The sequence below is a fragment of the Bradyrhizobium sp. BR13661 genome (genome assembly GCF_029892425.1).
In the GTDB taxonomy this organism is placed as follows: Bacteria; Pseudomonadota; Alphaproteobacteria; order Rhizobiales; family Xanthobacteraceae; genus Bradyrhizobium.
Map to the genome: position 1 here is coordinate 31,443 of NZ_JARXWB010000007.1, position 16,902 is coordinate 48,344.

General features: G+C 64.4%; 22 protein-coding genes. 10 read left to right on the top strand and 12 right to left on the bottom strand.

Translation table 11 applies throughout. From position 1 onward, the window contains the following. Window positions 1–7: 7 nt before the first annotated feature. The 6 genes from M2427_RS13580 to M2427_RS13605 form a co-directional block, all read right to left on the bottom strand. On the bottom strand, window positions 8–790 hold the full coding sequence (locus tag M2427_RS13580) for an ABC transporter ATP-binding protein (protein ID WP_280706840.1): 783 nt from the start codon (window positions 788–790) through the stop codon (window positions 8–10). After that, window positions 778–1,833, bottom strand: a complete 1,056-nt coding sequence (locus tag M2427_RS13585) for a dihydrodipicolinate synthase family protein (RefSeq protein WP_280706841.1) — start codon at window positions 1,831–1,833, stop codon at window positions 778–780. The genes M2427_RS13580 and M2427_RS13585 overlap by 13 nt, the downstream gene beginning before the upstream one ends. A gap of 6 nt (window positions 1,834–1,839) precedes the next feature. Then, window positions 1,840–2,661: a GNAT family N-acetyltransferase gene (locus tag M2427_RS13590; RefSeq protein ID WP_280706842.1), complete on the bottom strand. Its 822-nt coding sequence runs from the start codon at window positions 2,659–2,661 to the stop codon at window positions 1,840–1,842. Further along, the gene (locus M2427_RS13595) at window positions 2,648–3,685 is read right to left on the bottom strand and encodes an NAD(P)-dependent oxidoreductase (RefSeq protein WP_280706844.1); all 1,038 of its coding nucleotides are present in this window, start codon (window positions 3,683–3,685) and stop codon (window positions 2,648–2,650) included. Before M2427_RS13595 ends, M2427_RS13590 begins: the two co-directional genes overlap by 14 nt. Window positions 3,686–3,697: 12 nt before the next feature. Beyond that, a complete protein-coding gene (locus M2427_RS13600) occupies window positions 3,698–4,468 on the bottom strand; it encodes an ABC transporter permease (RefSeq protein ID WP_280706845.1) in 771 nt (256 codons plus the stop codon). An 82-nt stretch (window positions 4,469–4,550) separates the two neighbouring features. Then, a complete protein-coding gene (locus tag M2427_RS13605; RefSeq protein WP_280706846.1) occupies window positions 4,551–5,198 on the bottom strand; it encodes a TetR/AcrR family transcriptional regulator in 648 nt (215 codons plus the stop codon). A 99-nt stretch (window positions 5,199–5,297) separates the two neighbouring features. Here M2427_RS13605 and M2427_RS13610 point away from each other — a divergent pair, with 99 nt between their 5' ends. The 5 genes from M2427_RS13610 to M2427_RS13630 all read left to right on the top strand — a co-directional run bounded on the left by M2427_RS13610 (window position 5,298) and on the right by M2427_RS13630 (window position 8,731). Then, window positions 5,298–6,302, top strand: a complete 1,005-nt coding sequence (locus tag M2427_RS13610; RefSeq protein WP_280706847.1) for an ABC transporter substrate-binding protein — start codon at window positions 5,298–5,300, stop codon at window positions 6,300–6,302. Window positions 6,303–6,564: 262 nt separating this feature from the next. Continuing rightward, window positions 6,565–7,263: a septum site-determining protein MinC gene (gene minC, locus M2427_RS13615; RefSeq protein WP_280706848.1), complete on the top strand. Its 699-nt coding sequence runs from the start codon at window positions 6,565–6,567 to the stop codon at window positions 7,261–7,263. A gap of 21 nt (window positions 7,264–7,284) precedes the next feature. Then, window positions 7,285–8,100, top strand: a complete 816-nt coding sequence (minD, locus tag M2427_RS13620; RefSeq protein WP_200516394.1) for a septum site-determining protein MinD — start codon at window positions 7,285–7,287, stop codon at window positions 8,098–8,100. Continuing rightward, window positions 8,097–8,378, top strand: coding sequence for a cell division topological specificity factor MinE (gene minE, locus M2427_RS13625; protein WP_280706849.1), 282 nt, complete (start codon window positions 8,097–8,099; stop codon window positions 8,376–8,378). The genes minD and minE overlap by 4 nt, the downstream gene beginning before the upstream one ends. Window positions 8,379–8,545: 167 nt before the next feature. After that, window positions 8,546–8,731, top strand: a complete 186-nt coding sequence (locus tag M2427_RS13630) for a hypothetical protein (RefSeq protein ID WP_280706850.1) — start codon at window positions 8,546–8,548, stop codon at window positions 8,729–8,731. A 47-nt stretch (window positions 8,732–8,778) separates the two neighbouring features. On the opposite strand, the gene M2427_RS13635 is transcribed toward M2427_RS13630, so the two are convergent. The 4 genes from M2427_RS13635 to M2427_RS13650 form a co-directional block, all read right to left on the bottom strand. After that, on the bottom strand, window positions 8,779–9,027 hold the full coding sequence (locus tag M2427_RS13635) for a hypothetical protein (protein ID WP_280706851.1): 249 nt from the start codon (window positions 9,025–9,027) through the stop codon (window positions 8,779–8,781). Between the two features lie 104 nt (window positions 9,028–9,131). Continuing rightward, window positions 9,132–9,524 carry a hypothetical protein gene (locus M2427_RS13640; protein ID WP_280706852.1) on the bottom strand — a complete coding sequence of 131 codons (393 nt, stop codon included), beginning with the start codon at window positions 9,522–9,524 and terminating at the stop codon, window positions 9,132–9,134. Window positions 9,525–9,616: 92 nt separating this feature from the next. Further along, entirely contained in the window at window positions 9,617–9,847 is a 231-nt protein-coding gene (locus tag M2427_RS13645) for a hypothetical protein (protein WP_280706853.1), read from the bottom strand. Window positions 9,848–10,229: 382 nt separating this feature from the next. Then, the gene (locus tag M2427_RS13650) at window positions 10,230–11,180 is read right to left on the bottom strand and encodes a hypothetical protein (RefSeq protein ID WP_280706854.1); all 951 of its coding nucleotides are present in this window, start codon (window positions 11,178–11,180) and stop codon (window positions 10,230–10,232) included. A gap of 336 nt (window positions 11,181–11,516) precedes the next feature. On the opposite strand from M2427_RS13650, the gene M2427_RS13655 reads away from it, so the two are divergent. The 4 genes from M2427_RS13655 to M2427_RS13670 all read left to right on the top strand — a co-directional run bounded on the left by M2427_RS13655 (window position 11,517) and on the right by M2427_RS13670 (window position 13,747). Further along, the gene (locus M2427_RS13655) at window positions 11,517–12,170 is read left to right on the top strand and encodes a L,D-transpeptidase (protein WP_280706855.1); all 654 of its coding nucleotides are present in this window, start codon (window positions 11,517–11,519) and stop codon (window positions 12,168–12,170) included. 91 nt (window positions 12,171–12,261) lie between these two features. Beyond that, window positions 12,262–13,248, top strand: coding sequence for a hypothetical protein (locus M2427_RS13660; RefSeq protein WP_280706856.1), 987 nt, complete (start codon window positions 12,262–12,264; stop codon window positions 13,246–13,248). A gap of 17 nt (window positions 13,249–13,265) precedes the next feature. Continuing rightward, window positions 13,266–13,430, top strand: coding sequence for a hypothetical protein (locus M2427_RS13665; RefSeq protein ID WP_280706857.1), 165 nt, complete (start codon window positions 13,266–13,268; stop codon window positions 13,428–13,430). A 104-nt stretch (window positions 13,431–13,534) separates the two neighbouring features. Beyond that, on the top strand, window positions 13,535–13,747 hold the full coding sequence (locus tag M2427_RS13670; RefSeq protein WP_280706859.1) for a hypothetical protein: 213 nt from the start codon (window positions 13,535–13,537) through the stop codon (window positions 13,745–13,747). Here the strand turns inward: M2427_RS13670 and M2427_RS13675 are convergent. Both M2427_RS13675 and M2427_RS13680 read right to left on the bottom strand, forming a co-directional pair. Further along, window positions 13,744–14,178, bottom strand: a complete 435-nt coding sequence (locus tag M2427_RS13675) for a hypothetical protein (protein WP_280706860.1) — start codon at window positions 14,176–14,178, stop codon at window positions 13,744–13,746. The genes M2427_RS13670 and M2427_RS13675 overlap by 4 nt on opposite strands. A gap of 120 nt (window positions 14,179–14,298) precedes the next feature. Continuing rightward, a complete protein-coding gene (locus M2427_RS13680; RefSeq protein ID WP_280706861.1) occupies window positions 14,299–14,763 on the bottom strand; it encodes a MarR family transcriptional regulator in 465 nt (154 codons plus the stop codon). Between the two features lie 102 nt (window positions 14,764–14,865). On the opposite strand from M2427_RS13680, the gene M2427_RS13685 reads away from it, so the two are divergent. Continuing rightward, a complete protein-coding gene (locus tag M2427_RS13685; protein WP_280706862.1) occupies window positions 14,866–16,788 on the top strand; it encodes an FAD-binding monooxygenase in 1,923 nt (640 codons plus the stop codon). Window positions 16,789–16,902: the final 114 nt, after the last annotated feature.

Consider the following 16,902-nt stretch of genomic DNA (forward strand, 5'->3'; position numbering starts at 1 on the left):
GCGGCACCTACGCCGCGCCCAGCCCGAGCTTGGCATAAATCCGCCTTGCATACGCGCCGAACGCGTCCGTCGTCTTCAGCGGAAGGTCGCGCGGGAAGGGCAGGTCGATCGGGAAGTAGTCGGCCATCTTCGCAGGTCCCGCGGTCAGTACCGCGCAGTGTGAGGACAGGAAAACGGCTTCCTGGATCGAGTGCGTGACGAAGACGATGGTCTTGCCGCTCTCGCGCCAGATCCGCAGCATCTCCAGATTCATCTGCTCGCGCGTCAGCGCATCCAGCGCGCCGAACGGCTCGTCCATCAGGATCAGCTTGGGATCGTGGATGAAGGCGCGTGCAATTGCCGTGCGTTGTTGCATGCCGCCCGACAGTTGCTGCGGATATTTTTGCTCGAAGCCGGCGAGGCCGACGAGATTGAGCAGATCGCGCGCCCGCTCGCGCGCGGCCTTCATGGGAAGGCCGACGATTTCCGCTGGCAGCAGTACATTGTCCAGGATGGTGCGCCACTTTAAAAGCAGAGCCTGCTGGAATACCATGCCGATGTCGCGCGTGGGATCGAACGGGCTGTTGGCGTTGCCGATCTTCACCGTGCCGCCGTCGGCGTTGTGCAGACCCGCAAGAATCTTCATCACCGTGGTCTTGCCGCAGCCGGACGGGCCGACCAGCGAGACCAGCTCACCTTCCTGCACGTCCATTGTGACGTCGGACACCGCGAGAAATTCGGCGCTGCCGCTGCGGTAGATCTTCCGGACGCCTTGCAGGCTGATGAAGGGGTTCGAGCTCATGCCAGCCATTTGTCCAGATTGGCCGTGACGAAGGAATCGTCGCCGAGATCGGCATGCTCCCGCGTGACGCGGTCGATCTCCTCCTTCTGGCCGGGGCTGAGGCCTTCATTCGGATCGAGGCACCAAAGGCCCTGCAACAGGCCCTGACGCCGCAGCACCTCGTGACAACCGGCGATGCAGCCGTGGAAATTGTTGGCGACGTCGAAGAAGGCGCTGTTGCAATCGGTGACGCGGGCATCGAGCGCGAGCAGATCGGCCGGCACGCTGTCCTTATGCCGGGCCGCCTTGCAGCGCTCGAACTGCTTGATGGCACTCGCGGTCCAGACCGACCAGTGGCCAAGCAGGCCGCCCTTGAAATAAGTGCGCGTGATGACTCCCTTATCGCGCAGATCGAACGGCAGCATCAGGTCGAGCAGGATGTGATCGTCATTGCCGGTGTAGAGCGCGACCCGCTCGAGCGCGCCGGCGGCTGCGACACCGCGCAGGACGTCGAGCGTCCGATAGCGGTTGAACGGGGCGATCTTGATCGCGATGACATTGTCGATCGAGGCAAAGCGCTGCCAGAAGCGGCTCGACAGGATGACGCCGCCCACCGCCGGCTGAAGGTAGAACCCGACCAGCGGGATCTCGGCGGCGACAGCGGTGCAGTGAGCGATGATCTCGTCCTCGGAGGCGCTTTTCATCGCGGCGAGGCTGAGCAGGCCGGCGTGATAGCCGATGTCGCGCGCGGTGCGCGCTTCAGCAATGGCCTGCCGGGTCGGACCGGCAAGTCCCGCGACCATCGCCAGCGGCCGCTTGGTCCAGCTCGCCGCGGTTTCAGCGGCAAGCTCAAGTACCGGCCGGTACAGGCCGACGTCGCGGATCGCGAACTGCGTCGTGTGCACGCCGACCGCAAGGCCGCCGGAGCCAGCGTCGATATAATAGCGCGTCAGCGCCCGCTGATGTTTCCTGTCGAGCTGGCGCTCGGCAGTGAGCGCCAGCGGATGCGCCGGCATCACGGTGCCCTCGGCAATCAGCTTGCGGACGTCGCTGTTGATCTGGCTGTGGTGCATGATGTTCTATCCAAATTCGGGGCCGGCGACGGCGAATGGCATTTCTTCAGCCCCAGCGCTGGCGGGGCCGAGCCGCATGCGCTGGAACGGACGCTCAATGGTCCAGCCCGATGCGGTCAATCCTTCCAGGAACGCGGCCTGCGGGGCGACCGCGTCGATCAGCAGCGGACCGGTCTCGGATCGCGCAATCGCATGAACGAGCGCCAGCGCCTCCGCGGCGTTGTCAGCAAACAGCGGTCCGATATGCCGCGCGGTCCTGCCGTCGCGGATCAGCGCCATCGCCCCGCGTGTTGCAGCGATGCGCGACCCGGAGCGCCCTGCAAAGGCCGTCAGAAGCGCACTCCGGTCGAAGCCGGTGGCCCGCCGGTCCCTTGCGCGAAGCGCGTCGAGCGTTGCGGCCGGGGGCGCTGGGGCGGGTGCCTGCGAAGGCTTCGCCAGCTTCAGCCGGCGCAATTGCATGGTCGGCGTGAATCCGAGTGGTCCATAGACGGCGACGCCGTCCGCTGTCGCGTCGAGCCAACTGGTCAGGCCGTTCCTGCGTGCGGTGTCCAGGCAGGCACCGACGAGACGCGTGGCGAGGCCACGGCGGCGATGACCGGACGTCACCAGCACCATGCTGACCCAGGCGTTGTTGCCGGAGTAGGGCAGCAGCGCAGCGGTTGCGACCAGGAGGACGCCGGTGCGGATGCCGAACACGACGCCGTCGCGCAGGAAGATGCGCCAGTCCTCTTCGGTCTGGTTCCAGCGCGCCTCCGTCGAGAGGACGAGTCCTGCCATCGCATCCTCAGGCCCCAGCTTGACGACGGGAGGCCCGTCAGTAGCGGCCATCGCGCACCTCGTATTTGGTCGGCTTGCCGAGGCTCGGCATGGCGCGGGAGACCCAGTCGGCGGTCCAGGCGATCAGCTGCTCGGTGTCGACGATCGGCAGGCCGAACAGCTCCACGGCGCGCGACGTATCGGTCAGCCAAGCCGTCGGCTCTTCCTTGCCCGTCAGCACCGGCGCGCGTCCGAAGCGGGCCCCGAATCTTGTTGCGAGATCGCGCACCGCCAAGATCTCGTGGCCGCTGACATTGATCGGCGAGGTCGGCGCGGTGCAATGGGCGAGACACCGTAGCGCCTGCGAGGACGCATCGCCTTGCCAAATGAAATTGACGTGGCCGAGGCTCACGTCGATCGGCGTGCCCGTCAGAACTTTCGTCGCGATGTCGTGCAGCACGCCATAGCGCATGTCGATCGCGTAATTGAGCCGGAACAGGCGGCCCGGCGTTCCGAATTTGTGCGAAAAATACTCGAACATGCGCTCACGGCCGACGCAGGACTGGGCGTATTCGCCAGGCGGGTTCGGCGCCATGTCCTCGGTCGAGCCTTTGCCGTCGACCGGCACGAACGGATAGACGCAGCCGGTCGAGAACGCTACGATCCGCGACGACGGGAACGCCTGCGCCACCAGCGCTGGAACATGCGCGTTCATCGCCCAGGTCAGCGATAGATCTCCCTCGGCGCCGAATTTGCGGCCGGCCATGAAGATGATGTTGGGTGCCTTCGGTAGCGCCTTGATCGCGGCCTGGTCCAGCAAGTCGCAATTGATGGTCTCGACGCCGCGGGCGTGCAGCCAGTCCTTGACGCTCGCGTCGCTGAAACGGGCGACGCCGATGACGCGGCGATCCGGGGCTGCCGCCTTCGCCAGCCCCGCCAGCGTTGGCCCCATCTTGCCGGCGACGCCGAGGATCATGATGTCGCCCTCGGCCTCCTTGAGATCGTCGATCAGCGCCTGGGTCGGACGGCAGAGGAGATCGTCCAGGGCCGCAATGTCGGGGATCGTCTTCGGCAGCGTCTGGCGGGTGAGCAGCATCGGTAGGTCCTTTTAGGTCTGCCTGGCGTCGCCGACCACGAACATGCGTTCGAGGACCAGCACCAGGCCGTAGAGGGCGACCCCGAGCAGCGTCAGCAGCACGACAGCCATCACCATCGCGGGCGTGTCGAGCGACGACTGCACCTGGATCATGAGGTAGCCGAGCCCGCGCTCGGAGGCGATGAATTCGCCGACGATGGCGCCGGCGACCGCGAGGATGGCGCCGACCTTCATGCCGGAGAACACGTAAGGCAGCGATCCCGGAAGCTGGATCTTGCGGAACAGCGTCCAGCGCGAGCCGCGCAGCGATTTGACGAGATCGAGCAAATCAGGCTCGACCTCGCGCAAGCCCCGTGCAGTGGTGAGCAGGATCGGAAAGAAGCAGATGCTGAAGGCGATCAGGATGTTCGGAACGATGCCGTAGGAGAACCAGACGATGAAGAGCGGGCCGAGCGCGACCTTCGGGATCATGTTCAGCGTGACGAACAGCGGCAGCAGCACGAGGCTGAGGAGCGGCGCCCAGCTGAAGATCACGGCGAGCGCGACGCCGACGAAGGCACCGAGCGCGAAGCCGCCGAGGATCTCGACCGCCGTCACCAGTGTATTGGCGCCCCAGGAATAGCTCGCGGTGCCCAGCGTCTGCACCGTCGCGAGCGGCGAGGGCAGGATGAATTTCGGCACGTGGAAGGCGTCGACCGCGACTTGCCAGAGCACGAGCACGGCCAGATGCACGATCAGGACGATCGCAACGCTGCGCGCTGGCCTCGCTCCGTCGCCTGCCACCGTGTGCTCCCTGTTGCTTCGGCTCCGCTGCCGCGACGCCGAGCCTAACCGGCCTCGGCGCAAGTTTCAACCAGTTGGTTGATTACGGCCGGAGCGACTGCAGCACGAGGTCGGCGACATGCCGGCGCCGGGCGCGCCGGGCGGTGCGGCTCGACAGGTCCTTGCCGAAGATCGCCGACAGCGTCGGGGTGTTGGAGAAGAAGAAATAGCTCAAGCCCGCGATGGAGATGTAGAGCTGGACGGGGTCGATCCCCTTGCGGAACATGCCGGCGCGCACGCCTTCATGGAGGATGTGGGAGACGCTCTTCACCAGCGGCGAATGCATCGCCTCCAGCCGCGTCGAGCCGCGGACATGGCGGGCGCCGCCGCGGTTCTCGTCGTTCAAAAGCACGATAAAGTCGGGGTTTGCGGCCAGATGATCGAACGAGGCCTCGATCAGGCGGCGGATCGCCTTGTCCGGCGGCAGGCCCTCGAGATTGAGCCTCCGCTCCTGCTCGCGGATGTCCTCATAGACCCATTCGAGCACGGCGAGGTAGAGCGCGTCCTTGTCGCCGAAGTAGTGGTAGACCAGCTGCTTGTTGACGCCGGCGCGCTCCGCGATCTCGTCGACGCGGGCGCCCGCAAAACCGTGCCGGGCGAACTCCTGGCGCGCCGCGGTCAGCAGCTTCTTGCGGGTGGCGACGGGGTCGCGCCGCTGCGGCGCGGTGTCGCCTGAACGTTTTGCGGGCATTTCCAACCAAACAGTTGACAAGTTGAGGGCAGCTTGTTGCATTGGTAACCTCACATGGGGAGAGCGACAAGCCGGGTCGCGGCAATGAGGAGACAGGCGATGAAGCGTTTGCAGGCGGCTGTTGTGGCGCTCGTGCTCGGTTTGCCGGCGGTGCCGGCGAGCGCGGGCGAGGCGGTCAATCTGATCCTGAACTGGACGCCGACGGCCGACCACTCGCCGTTTTATTACGCCAAGGCGCAGGGCTGGTACGAGAAGGCGGGCATCGACCTGACCATCGAGGTCGGCAAGGGCTCCGGCGTGTCCGCCGCCAAGGTCGGCTCCGGCGGTTCGCCCTTCGGCATCGCCGATCTCGCCACCATGCTGGTGGCCAAGAGCAAGGGCGCCGACGACGTCGCGCTGATGAGCATCTACGCCAACACGGGCCAGACCTTCTACTGGCTGAAGAGCTATGGCGTGAACGGCGTGAAGGATTTTCCGAGCCACAAGATCGGCAATCCGCCAGGCGATGCCTCGCGCGTGATGTGGCCGGCGTTTGCCAAGGCTGCCGGCATCGCGCCTGATGCCGTCAGCTTCGTCAATATCGGGCCGACCGCGAAGATCGCCGCGCTGAAGAGCCACACCGTCGACATCATCAGCGACTTCTACAACGAGCACGATCTGAAGGTGATCGAGTTCGGGCAGGACCTCGGCTACGTCAACTGGAAGGACATCGGGCTCAACCCCTATGGCAATTCGCTGATCGTCAACGGCGCCTATCTCCAGAAGAATCCCAAGCTCGTCGAAGAGTTGGTGCGCGTGACGCAGAAAGCCTTTGCGGCCTGCGTCGCCGACGTCACGCCGTGCCTGAAGGCGCTGCTCGACCAGGTCTCCGGTCTCGACAAGGAGAACCAGGAACGCCAGTGGGAGCGCATCAAATACCTGATGACGGACGAGTTCACCACCACCAAGGGTCTCGGCTGGATCGACGGCGAGCGGATGAAGAAGGACTACGATCTGGTCCAGACCTATCTCGGCATGGAGAAGCCGTTCGACGTGACGACGGCGTTCACGACGAAGATGTTGGACCCGAACGTGAAGATGGATGCGAGCAAGGTGAAGAAGTAGGGGGCGGCTTGTTGCCCACTCTCCACTCGTGCCCCGGACGCAGCGCAGCGTCCCTTGACGGTGCGCTGCAGAGCCGGGGCCCATGTCGAGGAAGTGTACCGTGTCGCCTTCTGGGTCCCGGCTCTGCGCAGCAACGCTTGCGCGTTGCAGCGCGTCCGGGACACGGGGACCCACCCACGTAACCCCACGGGGAAATTAACCAGCCATTAACCATATCGGCCGCATCGTTAACCATTCAATAACAGGGAACGAGTCGGCCGCCATGGAGGCCCTAGCAAAACCTCAACGCCAGATGGTGCGCCTGCGCGGGCGCTCCTATGTGGCCTTCGTGTTCGTGCCGACGGTTCCGATTCAGGATTGGCTCCAGGAGATCGACACCACCATCGCGCGCTCGCCGGGCTTCTTCGCCGGCCGACCCGTGGTGGTTGATCTGTCTTCGGTCGACCTCAGCCAGTCCGGCATCAGTCATCTTCTCACCAGCCTTCAGGACCGCAACATCCGCGTGCTCGGCATCGAGGGCGTGGAGGAGGCGCGGCTGACGCCGGCGATGCCGCCGTTGCTGTCGGGCGGACGCAGCTGCGTGATCGAGCCGGCCGCACCCAGGAAACCCGAGGCGAAGGTCGAGACCAAGCCGACCTCGCTCTTGCTCGAAAGCCCGGTGCGCTCGGGCCAGACCGTCATCTTCCCGGAAGGCGACGTCACCATTCTCGGCTCGGTCGGCTCCGGCGCCGAAGTCGTCGCCGGCGGCTCCATCCACATCTACGGCGCGCTCCGCGGCCGTGCCATGGCGGGCGTCAACGGTCACGCGAGCGCGCGCATCTATTGTCAGAAGATCGAGGCCGAACTGCTTGCAATCGATGGATTTTACCAGACTGCCGACGATATCGATTCGGCCTTGCGCGGCCGGCCTGCCCAGGCCTGGCTCGAGGGCAGCACCATGCGAATTACAGCGCTGAACTGACCAGTTAAGGAGGATATTTCAATGGCCAAAGTTCTGGTCGTCACATCAGGCAAGGGCGGCGTCGGCAAGACCACGACCACCGCCGCGCTGGGCGCTGCGCTCGCGCAACGCGGCGACAAGGTCGTCGTCGTCGATTTCGACGTCGGCTTGCGCAACCTCGACCTCGTGATGGGTGCCGAACGCCGCGTGGTGTTCGACCTCATCAACGTGGTGCAGGGCGTCGCCAAACTCCCGCAGGCGTTGATCAAGGACAAGCGGCTGGAGAATCTCTGGCTGCTGCCGGCTTCGCAGACCCGCGACAAGGACGCGCTGACGGAAGAGGGGGTCGGCAAGGTCATCGCCGATCTGCGCAGCCGCTTCGACTGGGTGATCTGCGACAGCCCGGCCGGCATCGAGCGCGGCGCCTCCATGGCGATGCGCTTTGCCGACGAGGCCGTGATCGTCACCAATCCGGAAGTCTCCTCGGTGCGTGATTCCGACCGCATCATCGGCATGCTCGATTCCAAGACCGTGCGGGCCGAGAAGGGCGAGCGCGTCGAGAAGCACATTCTCATCACCCGCTACGATCCCTCCCGCGCCGCGCGCGGCGAGATGCTGACCATCGACGACATCCTCGAAATCCTCGCAACGCCTCTGCTCGGCATCATCCCGGAGAGCCAGGACGTGCTGCGCGCCTCGAACGTCGGCACGCCGGTGACGCTGTCGAACGCCGAAGGCGCACCCGCGCGGGCCTATATCGACGCGGCGCGAAGGCTCTGCGGCGATACCGTGCCGATGCAGGTGCCGACCGAGCGCAAGGGCTTCATGGATCGCCTGCTGCGACGGAGGGCTGCATGAGCATGGGTCTGCTCCGGCTTCTCCGCGGCAACAAGGCTTCTGCTCCCGTCGCTCGCGAACGGCTGCAGATCCTGCTTGCGCATGAACGCGGGCTGCGCGGCCAGCCCGACCTGCTCGGTGTGCTGCGTGAGGAAATTCTCGCCGTCGTCTCCAAGCACGTCACGCTGGATCCGACCAAGGTGATCGTGCGGCTCGAGCGCGGCGACGAGGTCTCGACCCTCGAAGTCGATATCGAGGTGCCCAACGATTTCGAGCGCAAGAAAGTGGCGGTCGGGTAGGGGTACCCGGCCGGCGATTTTGGGGTGGGTGAGAGGCGGTCCGCTGGGCACAGCGGGCCGCCTTTGCTTTGCGTGCGACGGGAACGGTACCTGCGGTGAGATCGTTGTCAAAGACCCGCGGAACAGCACGAACAATGCGCCGCGGTTTCCAAGACCGGAGAGCGCCCATGATGTCCGAGGTCCAGGTTCACACCGTCGCCCGGCAGATGCTGGAACAGCACGGTTTCGCTGCGATTGCGAAGGCCGCTGAACAGGCGCAAGCCTGCGAGGGCCGCGGCGATGCGGATGAGGTCAAGGAGTGGCGTCATATCGCCGACGCCATGAAGATCATGCGCGGCCCGCATCAGAGTTGATGCGCGGGACCGTCCGTCACCTGATCAAGTGGAGTGCTCGGCCGGGTCTAACGCTCGCCCCGGTCGGCGCCTTGCGTTCCGGATTTGTGCTGGGTCTGCGGCTGGCTGCGCTCACCGGTCTCCTTGCAGGGGAGCTGCTCCCACGAACCGTCCGCGGCCTGCTGATAGGCGCTACAGGATGACGAGACGGACTTGTCGTCGCCTTTCTGGGCCTGGTTGTTCCTCGCGACGGAGGGAGCGGTGAGCGCGACACCGATCGCGAGGGCACCGGCGAAAATGAAATAGGCATTCCGCAATGGGGGTCTCCTGTTCGAAGAAGCCGCATGCTGCCGAGGAATGTGACAATAATTTGCCGCGTCGAGGGTCTCGCTGCGGCTTGCTTAAAACTTGGAAAAGGCCGCTAGCCGCCCTTGCTGCGGATCAGGCCGGCGAGGTTGGTCTTCTGTTTTTCGCACCAATTGCTCATGCCGAGCCGGCGCTGGTCGAGATCGGTCGTCTGCGTTGCGACCGCGACCTCCGCCATGATGTCGTCCGACTGCTTCTCACCCATCTTGCCGCCGGTGTGCATCCAGGCAATTGCCTTGCGCACCTGCTCGGTGGTGCCGTCGGGCAGCTGCATCTGCTGCGCCTTCTGCACCAGGTCCTGATAGACCACATCCGTGCCAGGACATTCGACCTTGGCGGCGAAGGCCTGCAAGACCATCGTCACGTAGTTCGAGCGTGTATGATCGTCAGCCGCTCGGGCTGAGGTTGCGATCAGCAAAAGGCCTGCCATCAGCAAAGGGGCGCGCATCCCTGGGTCCTCCTCATTTTCCAAGGAGGCTAGCGTCCCGCGGGACGCTTCGCAATGGCGCCGGGCGCGATTGTCGCCCCTTCGTGCGGTGCCTAGCGCCGCCAGGCCGGCACGGGATCGAGCGGCGTGCGATAGACCTCGTTGTGATCGCGATCGGTGACGCGCACCGCGCAACCCTTTCGCTGCAACTCAGGCTTCACTTGCGACAGCTCGCTCGCCAATTGAACGGCGCGATCGGAGGCGACCTCGATATCCTCGAGAATGATTCCGCCCTGGTTCTTGAACTCTTCACCAACCACGAGATCGAAGGAATAATACGGCATCCGAATTCCCCGGTGTGACGATCCATCTCCAAAAGAAGGCTTCAACGGAAGTCTTCAAGACATGCTGAATGATAACACTGAGTCGATATCCAACCGATGAACGGAGCGCGCAATCTCTGTGCGTATGGCGCAGAAATGATGTGCAGCGTTCGGGTGCTTTAAGATTTTATTAAATATGCCGGCCTGATCATGAGGCATTGGAATTGCAGCAGAACCGGGCTCCGGGAACCGGCAGCTGCAAGAGAAGGCCGGCGGCATAGATCCCGACGGCCTTTTCTCTCTTTGTGCGCAATGACGCACCACCGTAGTAACATCACCGTAGTCGCACGGACTCACATCATCACATCGAGTCGGACAGCTCGCATCGTCGATTGATGCAGCTCTAGTGCACCGGCATCGGCGGACGCACGACAGGTCCGTCGTCATCGGCAACTGTTTGCGTCGTCGCGACCGGTGGTGCCGCCGGCGGCGGCGCAGCGGCAGCTTGTGACGGCGGCGGAGGTACGAGCGGCGTGGGCGGGTAAGCCGGCATGTAGGTGTGCGACACCACGGGCTTCGGTTTGCGAACAGGCGGCGGTATCGGCCCCGGAGCGCGCGGCGGCAGCGCCGACACGCGCGCGGGATTGGCCGCCGGTTTCGCCTCAGCGATCGGCTTCGGTGCCGAGGGCTTCGTCATCTCGCGGACCATCTGCTCCTGACCTGCCTTCAACTCGGCGATGTCAGCCTTGAGCTGCTCGATCTGCTGCGCCATCGCGGCGATGTCGCGCGTCATCGAGCCCGCCGCTGGCGCGGCATCGGGCTGAGCTGCGGCAGGCGCAGGTGCCGCAGCGGCACTCTGTGCTGCCGGTGCTGATGGCGACGGATCGGCCGCCTGATCCTGTGCAACGGGTGGGGCGGCTTGCGTGGCCGCGACAGGCGCGGTCTGCGACGTCGACGGCAGCAGCGATGCCAATACCGGTGTCCATCGGGCGAGCGCCTGCGTCGCGGTGTCGCCGTGCTTCTCCCAGGCGATGGTGGCAGCGGCGCTGCCGCCTGCGAACAGGAACGTGAGGAATGCACCGCGCAGCCACCTGCTCGCGGCGGATCGTCTCGCGTGGTTGCGACCATCGTCCGCCGTCACCCGCACGGCGGTATCGACCGTGGGCGCCTCTGCTTGCGGCTCCAGAACGGGACCGACTTTCGGCTCCAGATCGAATTTGGGCTCGACCGCGAACTTCGGCTCCGGACGCGTCGTGAACTCCGGCGCTAGCGTTGGTGCGTCGCTGCCGACGCGCGAGGCCATCACCACGTCAGGCGAAATTTGCACGGCGTCATGCGGATCGTTGTCTTTCATGGTGTCCTTCACGATCTCGTCGACGATTTACCGGCTGTTCAACGTCGCAAGCATCCCAGCTCCTTTGACCCCTTGGTCGTTCGCATTGGCGCGAGCCGATCTGTTGCGTGGGCCGATCCAAATCCTGGGACTGGCCCGATGCCGCACGAGTCCAGCCGGGTTTGACCAAAGCAAGGCGAGGGGGTGGAGAGATCGCGACCGTCTTCCGCCAGATGTGGTGATGGAACCGGCTGTGCCGAACACGGGCACGTGTTGCGAATTGCCATGTTTTCAGCACGATTTGGGCAGCATCTCAGCCCTGCTGGGGGCGCTGCTATCCGCTATCGGGGGCCGGCGGTGCCAAGATCTCTACTCGCTTTGTTCGTCGTTGCCTTCCTGCCGCTCGGCGGCTGCATGCAGACGACTCTCTCGCCATCGACCGACGCGAGCATGACGCCGCGCGATCGGCAATTGCTGGCGCACACGCCTTACGCCCAGGCCAGCGTGCCTGAGCAGTATCTCCGCCATATCGTCGATTATCCGCGCAAGGAGCAGCCGGGCACGATCCTGGTCGATACCGATGCGCGCTACCTCTATTACGTGCTGCCCGATGGCAAGGCGATCCGCTATGGCGTCGCGGTCGGCGAAGAGGCGATGGCCTTTTCGGGCGTCGCGCGTGTCGGCCGTCTGGCGGAATGGCCGGACTGGGTGCCGACCCCAGAAATCCAGGCGCGGCTCGGGCCGTATCCGGCGCGCGTGCCTGGCGGTCCCGCCAATCCGCTCGGTGCACGTGGCATCTACCTCTATGCCGGCAACAAGGACACGCTCTACCGCATCCACGGTACCAACCAGCCGGAATATATCGGGCAGGCGATCTCGTCGGGCTGTATCCGGATGCGCAACGAGGACGTGATCGATCTGTTCGACCGGGTGAAGCTCAACGCGACCGTCGTGGTGCTACCGCCGGGGCAGAACGCCCAGATCGAGGCGGGGCCGAGCTGGCGCGGGTGAAGCGCGCGGCGCTTGCCGACAATTTTAGGCATTGTCTTGCGCAGGCCGTAATGCTTCGCGTCTAACGTGCAGCGAGCAAGGGGTTGCTCGCATGTATCTCGTCAAGAATTCGCCGCGCGCGCTGTTCGCTGCGCTCATTCCGCTCGCCATCGTCGAAGCCGTGTTGATGGTGTTTGCCGTCGCAGGCGGGCAGGTGACCGATCCCGAAGGCGTGCCCGCGCCGGATCAGATCCTGATGTTCTATGCGGGCCGCATGGCGATCAATGCCGCCTTCCTGTTCGCCGGGCATCTCGTGCTGCGGCAGTGGACGATCTCGAGCCGGCTCGCTTACGGGCTCATGGGCGGCGTCATGGCCGCCGCGAGCTACGGCATCGCGATGCGCAACCACATTCAGCTCGCAGCCCCTGGCGACGGCACGGTGATGACGATCGGCCTGTTGCCGACCATTGCAGGGATGATTGGTGGATTCCTCTATGGTCAATTCGCCGGGCTCAGCCAGGTCGCACGCGCCGTCGGCGCACCTGCCGCGGCCAGCGCGTCCGAAACGCCGCCGCCCTTGGTTTTCGATGGGCCGGTGCGGGTGCGCACGTCGGTCGCGGGGATCGCGATCGCGGCAGTCATGCCGACGGTGCTCGCAACCCTGTTGCCCTACACCTTGCTGCCGCTGTTGATGAACGGCTTTGCGGACAAGAGCACCGCCCACATCTTCGCAGCCGTGATCCCGGCCCAGACATTCCTCGTGATGCTGACGATCTCGGTTATTCCCGCAACCATCTTCATGCTCTGCGTGCACCATGTCGCGCGGGCCATGGACCGCCGCAGCGCCTGGCAATATGCGGTGATCGGCAGCGTTGCGGCATTCGCCTGCGCGCTGCTGCTCGCGTTTGTGGCGCCGCTGCTCGCCGTGCTGGCGGCGCCGGCCGCATTCTGCGGCGCGGTCATGGGGGCGCTCTATCGCCGCTTCGCCGGCCTCGAGCCTTTGCCGCTGCCCGAGGCGGTGATCGCAACCGATCCCAACGCGCTGGTCGGTGCCGATCATCCGTCGCGGCACCAGCACGACGTCATCCTCAGCAACTAGGCGCGCCGGGTGGACACATGAAAAGCGTTGCTGCGATTGGTGTGGGCATGGTGATTGCGGCGGCTGCCGCGCTCTGGTTTGCGACAGGGCCTGTGGTGGTAACGTCTGAGATCAGGCCGCTCCCGGTGAATCCGAGTTTGCCGGTATTCAAGCAGGTCCCGTCGAAATTCGACGGCAAGTGAGCCAGAGGTGCTGACCTGCTTTTAGCAGCCAAAGGTGAATTGCTTCACAGGCGTTTTGCTGCAGTTGCGCTATGCCTCAATGGCTCGTTGCCATTGGAGGCATCATGCAAAATTTCAATGATCAATTTGACGAGAACGACCGCCGCATCGTGCGCAAATGGCGTTTGGCCACGCTCGGCTTCTACGGATCGGTCCTGGCCGGACTGGTCGTGTACGCGGCGCTGCACTGGAATCCAGAGGTGAACTACGCCTCGGTCGATTCCGCGGCCCACGCCAGGCTTGCGGGCGGCGGCGGGCGCGCGCCGTTCGCGCCTTAATTGTCAGGCCGCGCGATGCGCCATTGCAGCGTCGTGGCGGTGCCGTTGGCATCGCCCGGCGCCTTGTCCGCCGGCGAGGTGTAGAGCGGGCGATAACGGTACGCCCACATCTTGCTGCCGTCCTCGCGGTCGATCACGGTGAAGTCGCCGATCGCCTTGGCTTCCGCGGTCGCGGCGAGCGGCACCCAGCTTTCGGTGCACTTGCCGTTGCAGGTCGACGTCTTGCCGGTGGTGTCGCGCTCGTAAGTGTAGAGCGTCATACCCTTGAGATCGACGAGCTTGGGACCCTGCTTGGTGAGGACCACCTTCGCAGGCGCGGTCGTCGCTTCAGGCTTCGGCGGAGGAGGGGCCTCGCCGCCGCCATGTCCATTCGCGAGCGCATGACCGGTCGACAGCGCGATGACTGTGGCCGCAATGACGAACCTGAACATCCAAAACTCCAGACCGGCAAAGTTAATGGCGCGTTAAGCGCAGAATTGGCGTCAACCGTAACAGAAGAAGGTTAGTTCCAGGTTTCGTCGCATTGCGACAAATACGCATGAAGGGGGCAGTCATGCCTGCATATCGCGCAAAGGTGCGCGACTGAGCTCGTTGCCGGCGGCGATCGCCTTGCGCAACAGCCGCATCAGTTCCTCGCCTTCCCTCGCGCTGAGGCCGCGCAACATGATCTGCTGGGCCGACTCGACCGCTGGCGTGATCTTGCGCAGGACGCGGCGACCCTCATCGGTGATCTCGAGCTCGCGGGCGCGGCGGTCGCGGGGACTGGCGCGGCGTTCGGCGAGGCCCTTCTGCACCAGGCGATCGACCACGCCGGTGATGGTGGTGCGGTCATAAGCGATCAGTCCTGCGAGCGTGACCTGGTCCAGTCCCGGATTGGCCTTGATGGTCGCGAGCGCCGCGTACTGCACCGGGGTGAGGTCGAAGCCGGCTTCGCCGACCTCGGCCAGGAATACCGCCACCGCGATCTGTTGAAATCTCCGTGCAAGATGCCCGGGCATGTCGTTGTTGTCTCTCACCGAATTCTCCTCGAACACAGGGACGGTGCACGGTCATTGACAAGTATACTGATAGTCAGCATACTGAGCAATATCGAAAAGACATCAACGGGAGAGGTGCTCATGCAATTCCATCTCAATGGATTCCAGCCGGGCGATCCCGAGATTGCCGATCCCGCGGAACGCATTCAGGCTGCAGGCGCTGCGGGCGCGGTGCCTGATGAGGTCGATGTCCTCATCGTCGGCTGTGGCCCTGCCGGCCTGACGCTGGCCGCCCAGCTCGCGCAATTCCCCGACATCAAGACCTGCATCGTCGAGCAGAAGCCGGGCCGGCTTGCCATCGGCCAAGCCGACGGCATCGCCTGTCGCACGATGGAGATGTTCCACGCCTTTGGCTTCAGCGAGCGCGTGCTGAAGGAAGCCTATTGGGTCAACGAAACCACGTTCTGGAAACCGGATGAGCGGGCGCCGGAGAAGATCGTCCGCAGCGGCCGGGTGCAGGACGTCGAGGACGGGCTGTCGGAATTCCCGCACGTCATCCTCAACCAGGCGCGCATCCATGACGGCTTTCTCGACGTCATGCGTAGATCACAGGCCAAGCTCGAGCCCTACTACGGAAGGCGTCTGCTCGACCTCCAGGTTGATCCTGCCACAGGCCCCGCCGATCATGCCGTGACGGTGCGCCTCGAACGTGGCGAGGGTGCGAACGAGGGCAAGATCGAGACGATCAAGGCGCGCTATGTCGTCGGTTGCGACGGCGCGCGCAGCACGGTGCGCAAATCGATCGGCCGCGAGCTGCATGGCGATTCCGCCAACCACGCCTGGGGCGTGATGGACGTGCTTGCGGTGACCGATTTCCCGGACATCCGCTTCAAGAGCCTGATCCAGTCGGCGAAGGACGGCAGCCTGCTGATCATTCCGCGCGAGGGCGGCTACATGGTTCGCATCTATGTGGAGCTGGCAAAACTCGACGTCGGGGAGCGGGTTGCCAACCGCAACATCACCGCCGATGATGTCATTGCTAAAGCGCAACGGATCCTTGCTCCGCACAAGCTTGCGGTGAAGGAGATCGCCTGGTGGTCGGTCTATGAGATCGGCCAGCGTCTCACCGACAAGTTCGACGATGTGCCGGAAGCCGAGATCGGCACGCGGCTGCCCCGCATCTTCATCGCCGGCGATGCCTGCCATACCCACAGCCCGAAGGCGGGGCAGGGCATGAACGTCTCGATGCAGGACGCCTTCAATCTCGGCTGGAAGCTCGCGGCCGTTCTGCGCAAGCAGTGTGCCCCACACCTGCTGCATTCCTATTCGGCTGAGCGGCAGGCGGTGGCGAAGGAGCTGATCGACTTCGATCGCGAATGGGCAGGGATTTTGGCTTCGGCGGCCAAGGCCGGCGGTGCCGATGCCGCCAAGACGCAGGACTATTTCGTCAGGCACGGACGCTACACGGCGGGCACGGCGACGCACTACACGCCGTCGATCCTCACCGGCGAAGGTTCGCATCAGCATCTCGCGCAAGGCTTCGTCATCGGCAAGCGTTTCCATTCCGCGCCTGTCATCCGGCTTGGAGATGCCAAGCCAGTGCATCTTGGCCACGCGGCGCAAGCCGATGGCCGTTTCCGCCTTTACGCGTTCTCCGGCGCGGAGGATCCGGCGGCGGCCGGGTCAGCCGTTCGCGCGCTGTGCAATTTCCTTGCGGAAGCCAGGGAGTCACCGCTGAAGCGATATACGCACGCAGGAGCAGACATTGATGCCGTGATCGATCTGCGCGCTGTGTTTCAGCAGGATCATCGCGAGCTCGCGATCGAGGCGATGCCGACACTGTTGCTGCCATGCAAGGGACGTTACGGCTTGCTCGACTACGAAAAGATGTTCTGTCCGGACCTCAAGAGCGGCCACGACGTTTTCTCCATGCGCGGCATCGATCGGAAGGTCGGCTGCATGGTCGTGGTGCGGCCCGATCAATATGTCGCGCAGGTGCTGCCGCTCAACGACTTTGCTGCGCTCGCGGCATATTTTGACGGCTTCATGCTGCAGGTGAATTAACGCTTTGCTCCGCCGATGAATGGCGGATGAATATTGAACTGCGTGCGCAGCCGCTCTCAATCTTTTGGCTGATACGACGATCGTGAGCGGAACGCTTTATTCCGCTCGCGCGTT

Excerpts from the sequence above, each read along its gene's own strand:
- M2427_RS13665 (WP_280706857.1), top strand. The coding sequence starts at position 13,266 with ATGAAAAGCGTTGCTGCGATTGGTGTGGGCATGGTGATTGCGGCGGCT.
- minC (WP_280706848.1), top strand. The coding sequence starts at position 6,565 with ATGGAGGCCCTAGCAAAACCTCAACGCCAGATGGTGCGCCTGCGCGGG.
- minE (WP_280706849.1), top strand. The coding sequence starts at position 8,097 with ATGAGCATGGGTCTGCTCCGGCTTCTCCGCGGCAACAAGGCTTCTGCT.
- M2427_RS13590 (WP_280706842.1), bottom strand. The coding sequence starts at position 2,661 with ATGGCCGCTACTGACGGGCCTCCCGTCGTCAAGCTGGGGCCTGAGGAT.
- M2427_RS13675 (WP_280706860.1), bottom strand. The coding sequence starts at position 14,178 with ATGTTCAGGTTCGTCATTGCGGCCACAGTCATCGCGCTGTCGACCGGT.
- M2427_RS13645 (WP_280706853.1), bottom strand. The coding sequence starts at position 9,847 with ATGCCGTATTATTCCTTCGATCTCGTGGTTGGTGAAGAGTTCAAGAAC.
- M2427_RS13630 (WP_280706850.1), top strand. The coding sequence starts at position 8,546 with ATGATGTCCGAGGTCCAGGTTCACACCGTCGCCCGGCAGATGCTGGAA.
- M2427_RS13595 (WP_280706844.1), bottom strand. The coding sequence starts at position 3,685 with ATGCTGCTCACCCGCCAGACGCTGCCGAAGACGATCCCCGACATTGCG.
- M2427_RS13605 (WP_280706846.1), bottom strand. The coding sequence starts at position 5,198 with ATGCCCGCAAAACGTTCAGGCGACACCGCGCCGCAGCGGCGCGACCCC.
- M2427_RS13685 (WP_280706862.1), top strand. The coding sequence starts at position 14,866 with ATGCAATTCCATCTCAATGGATTCCAGCCGGGCGATCCCGAGATTGCC.
- M2427_RS13580 (WP_280706840.1), bottom strand. The coding sequence starts at position 790 with ATGGCTGGCATGAGCTCGAACCCCTTCATCAGCCTGCAAGGCGTCCGG.
- M2427_RS13660 (WP_280706856.1), top strand. The coding sequence starts at position 12,262 with ATGTATCTCGTCAAGAATTCGCCGCGCGCGCTGTTCGCTGCGCTCATT.
- M2427_RS13640 (WP_280706852.1), bottom strand. The coding sequence starts at position 9,524 with ATGCGCGCCCCTTTGCTGATGGCAGGCCTTTTGCTGATCGCAACCTCA.
- M2427_RS13670 (WP_280706859.1), top strand. The coding sequence starts at position 13,535 with ATGCAAAATTTCAATGATCAATTTGACGAGAACGACCGCCGCATCGTG.
- M2427_RS13585 (WP_280706841.1), bottom strand. The coding sequence starts at position 1,833 with ATGCACCACAGCCAGATCAACAGCGACGTCCGCAAGCTGATTGCCGAG.
- M2427_RS13610 (WP_280706847.1), top strand. The coding sequence starts at position 5,298 with ATGAAGCGTTTGCAGGCGGCTGTTGTGGCGCTCGTGCTCGGTTTGCCG.
- minD (WP_200516394.1), top strand. The coding sequence starts at position 7,285 with ATGGCCAAAGTTCTGGTCGTCACATCAGGCAAGGGCGGCGTCGGCAAG.
- M2427_RS13650 (WP_280706854.1), bottom strand. The coding sequence starts at position 11,180 with ATGAAAGACAACGATCCGCATGACGCCGTGCAAATTTCGCCTGACGTG.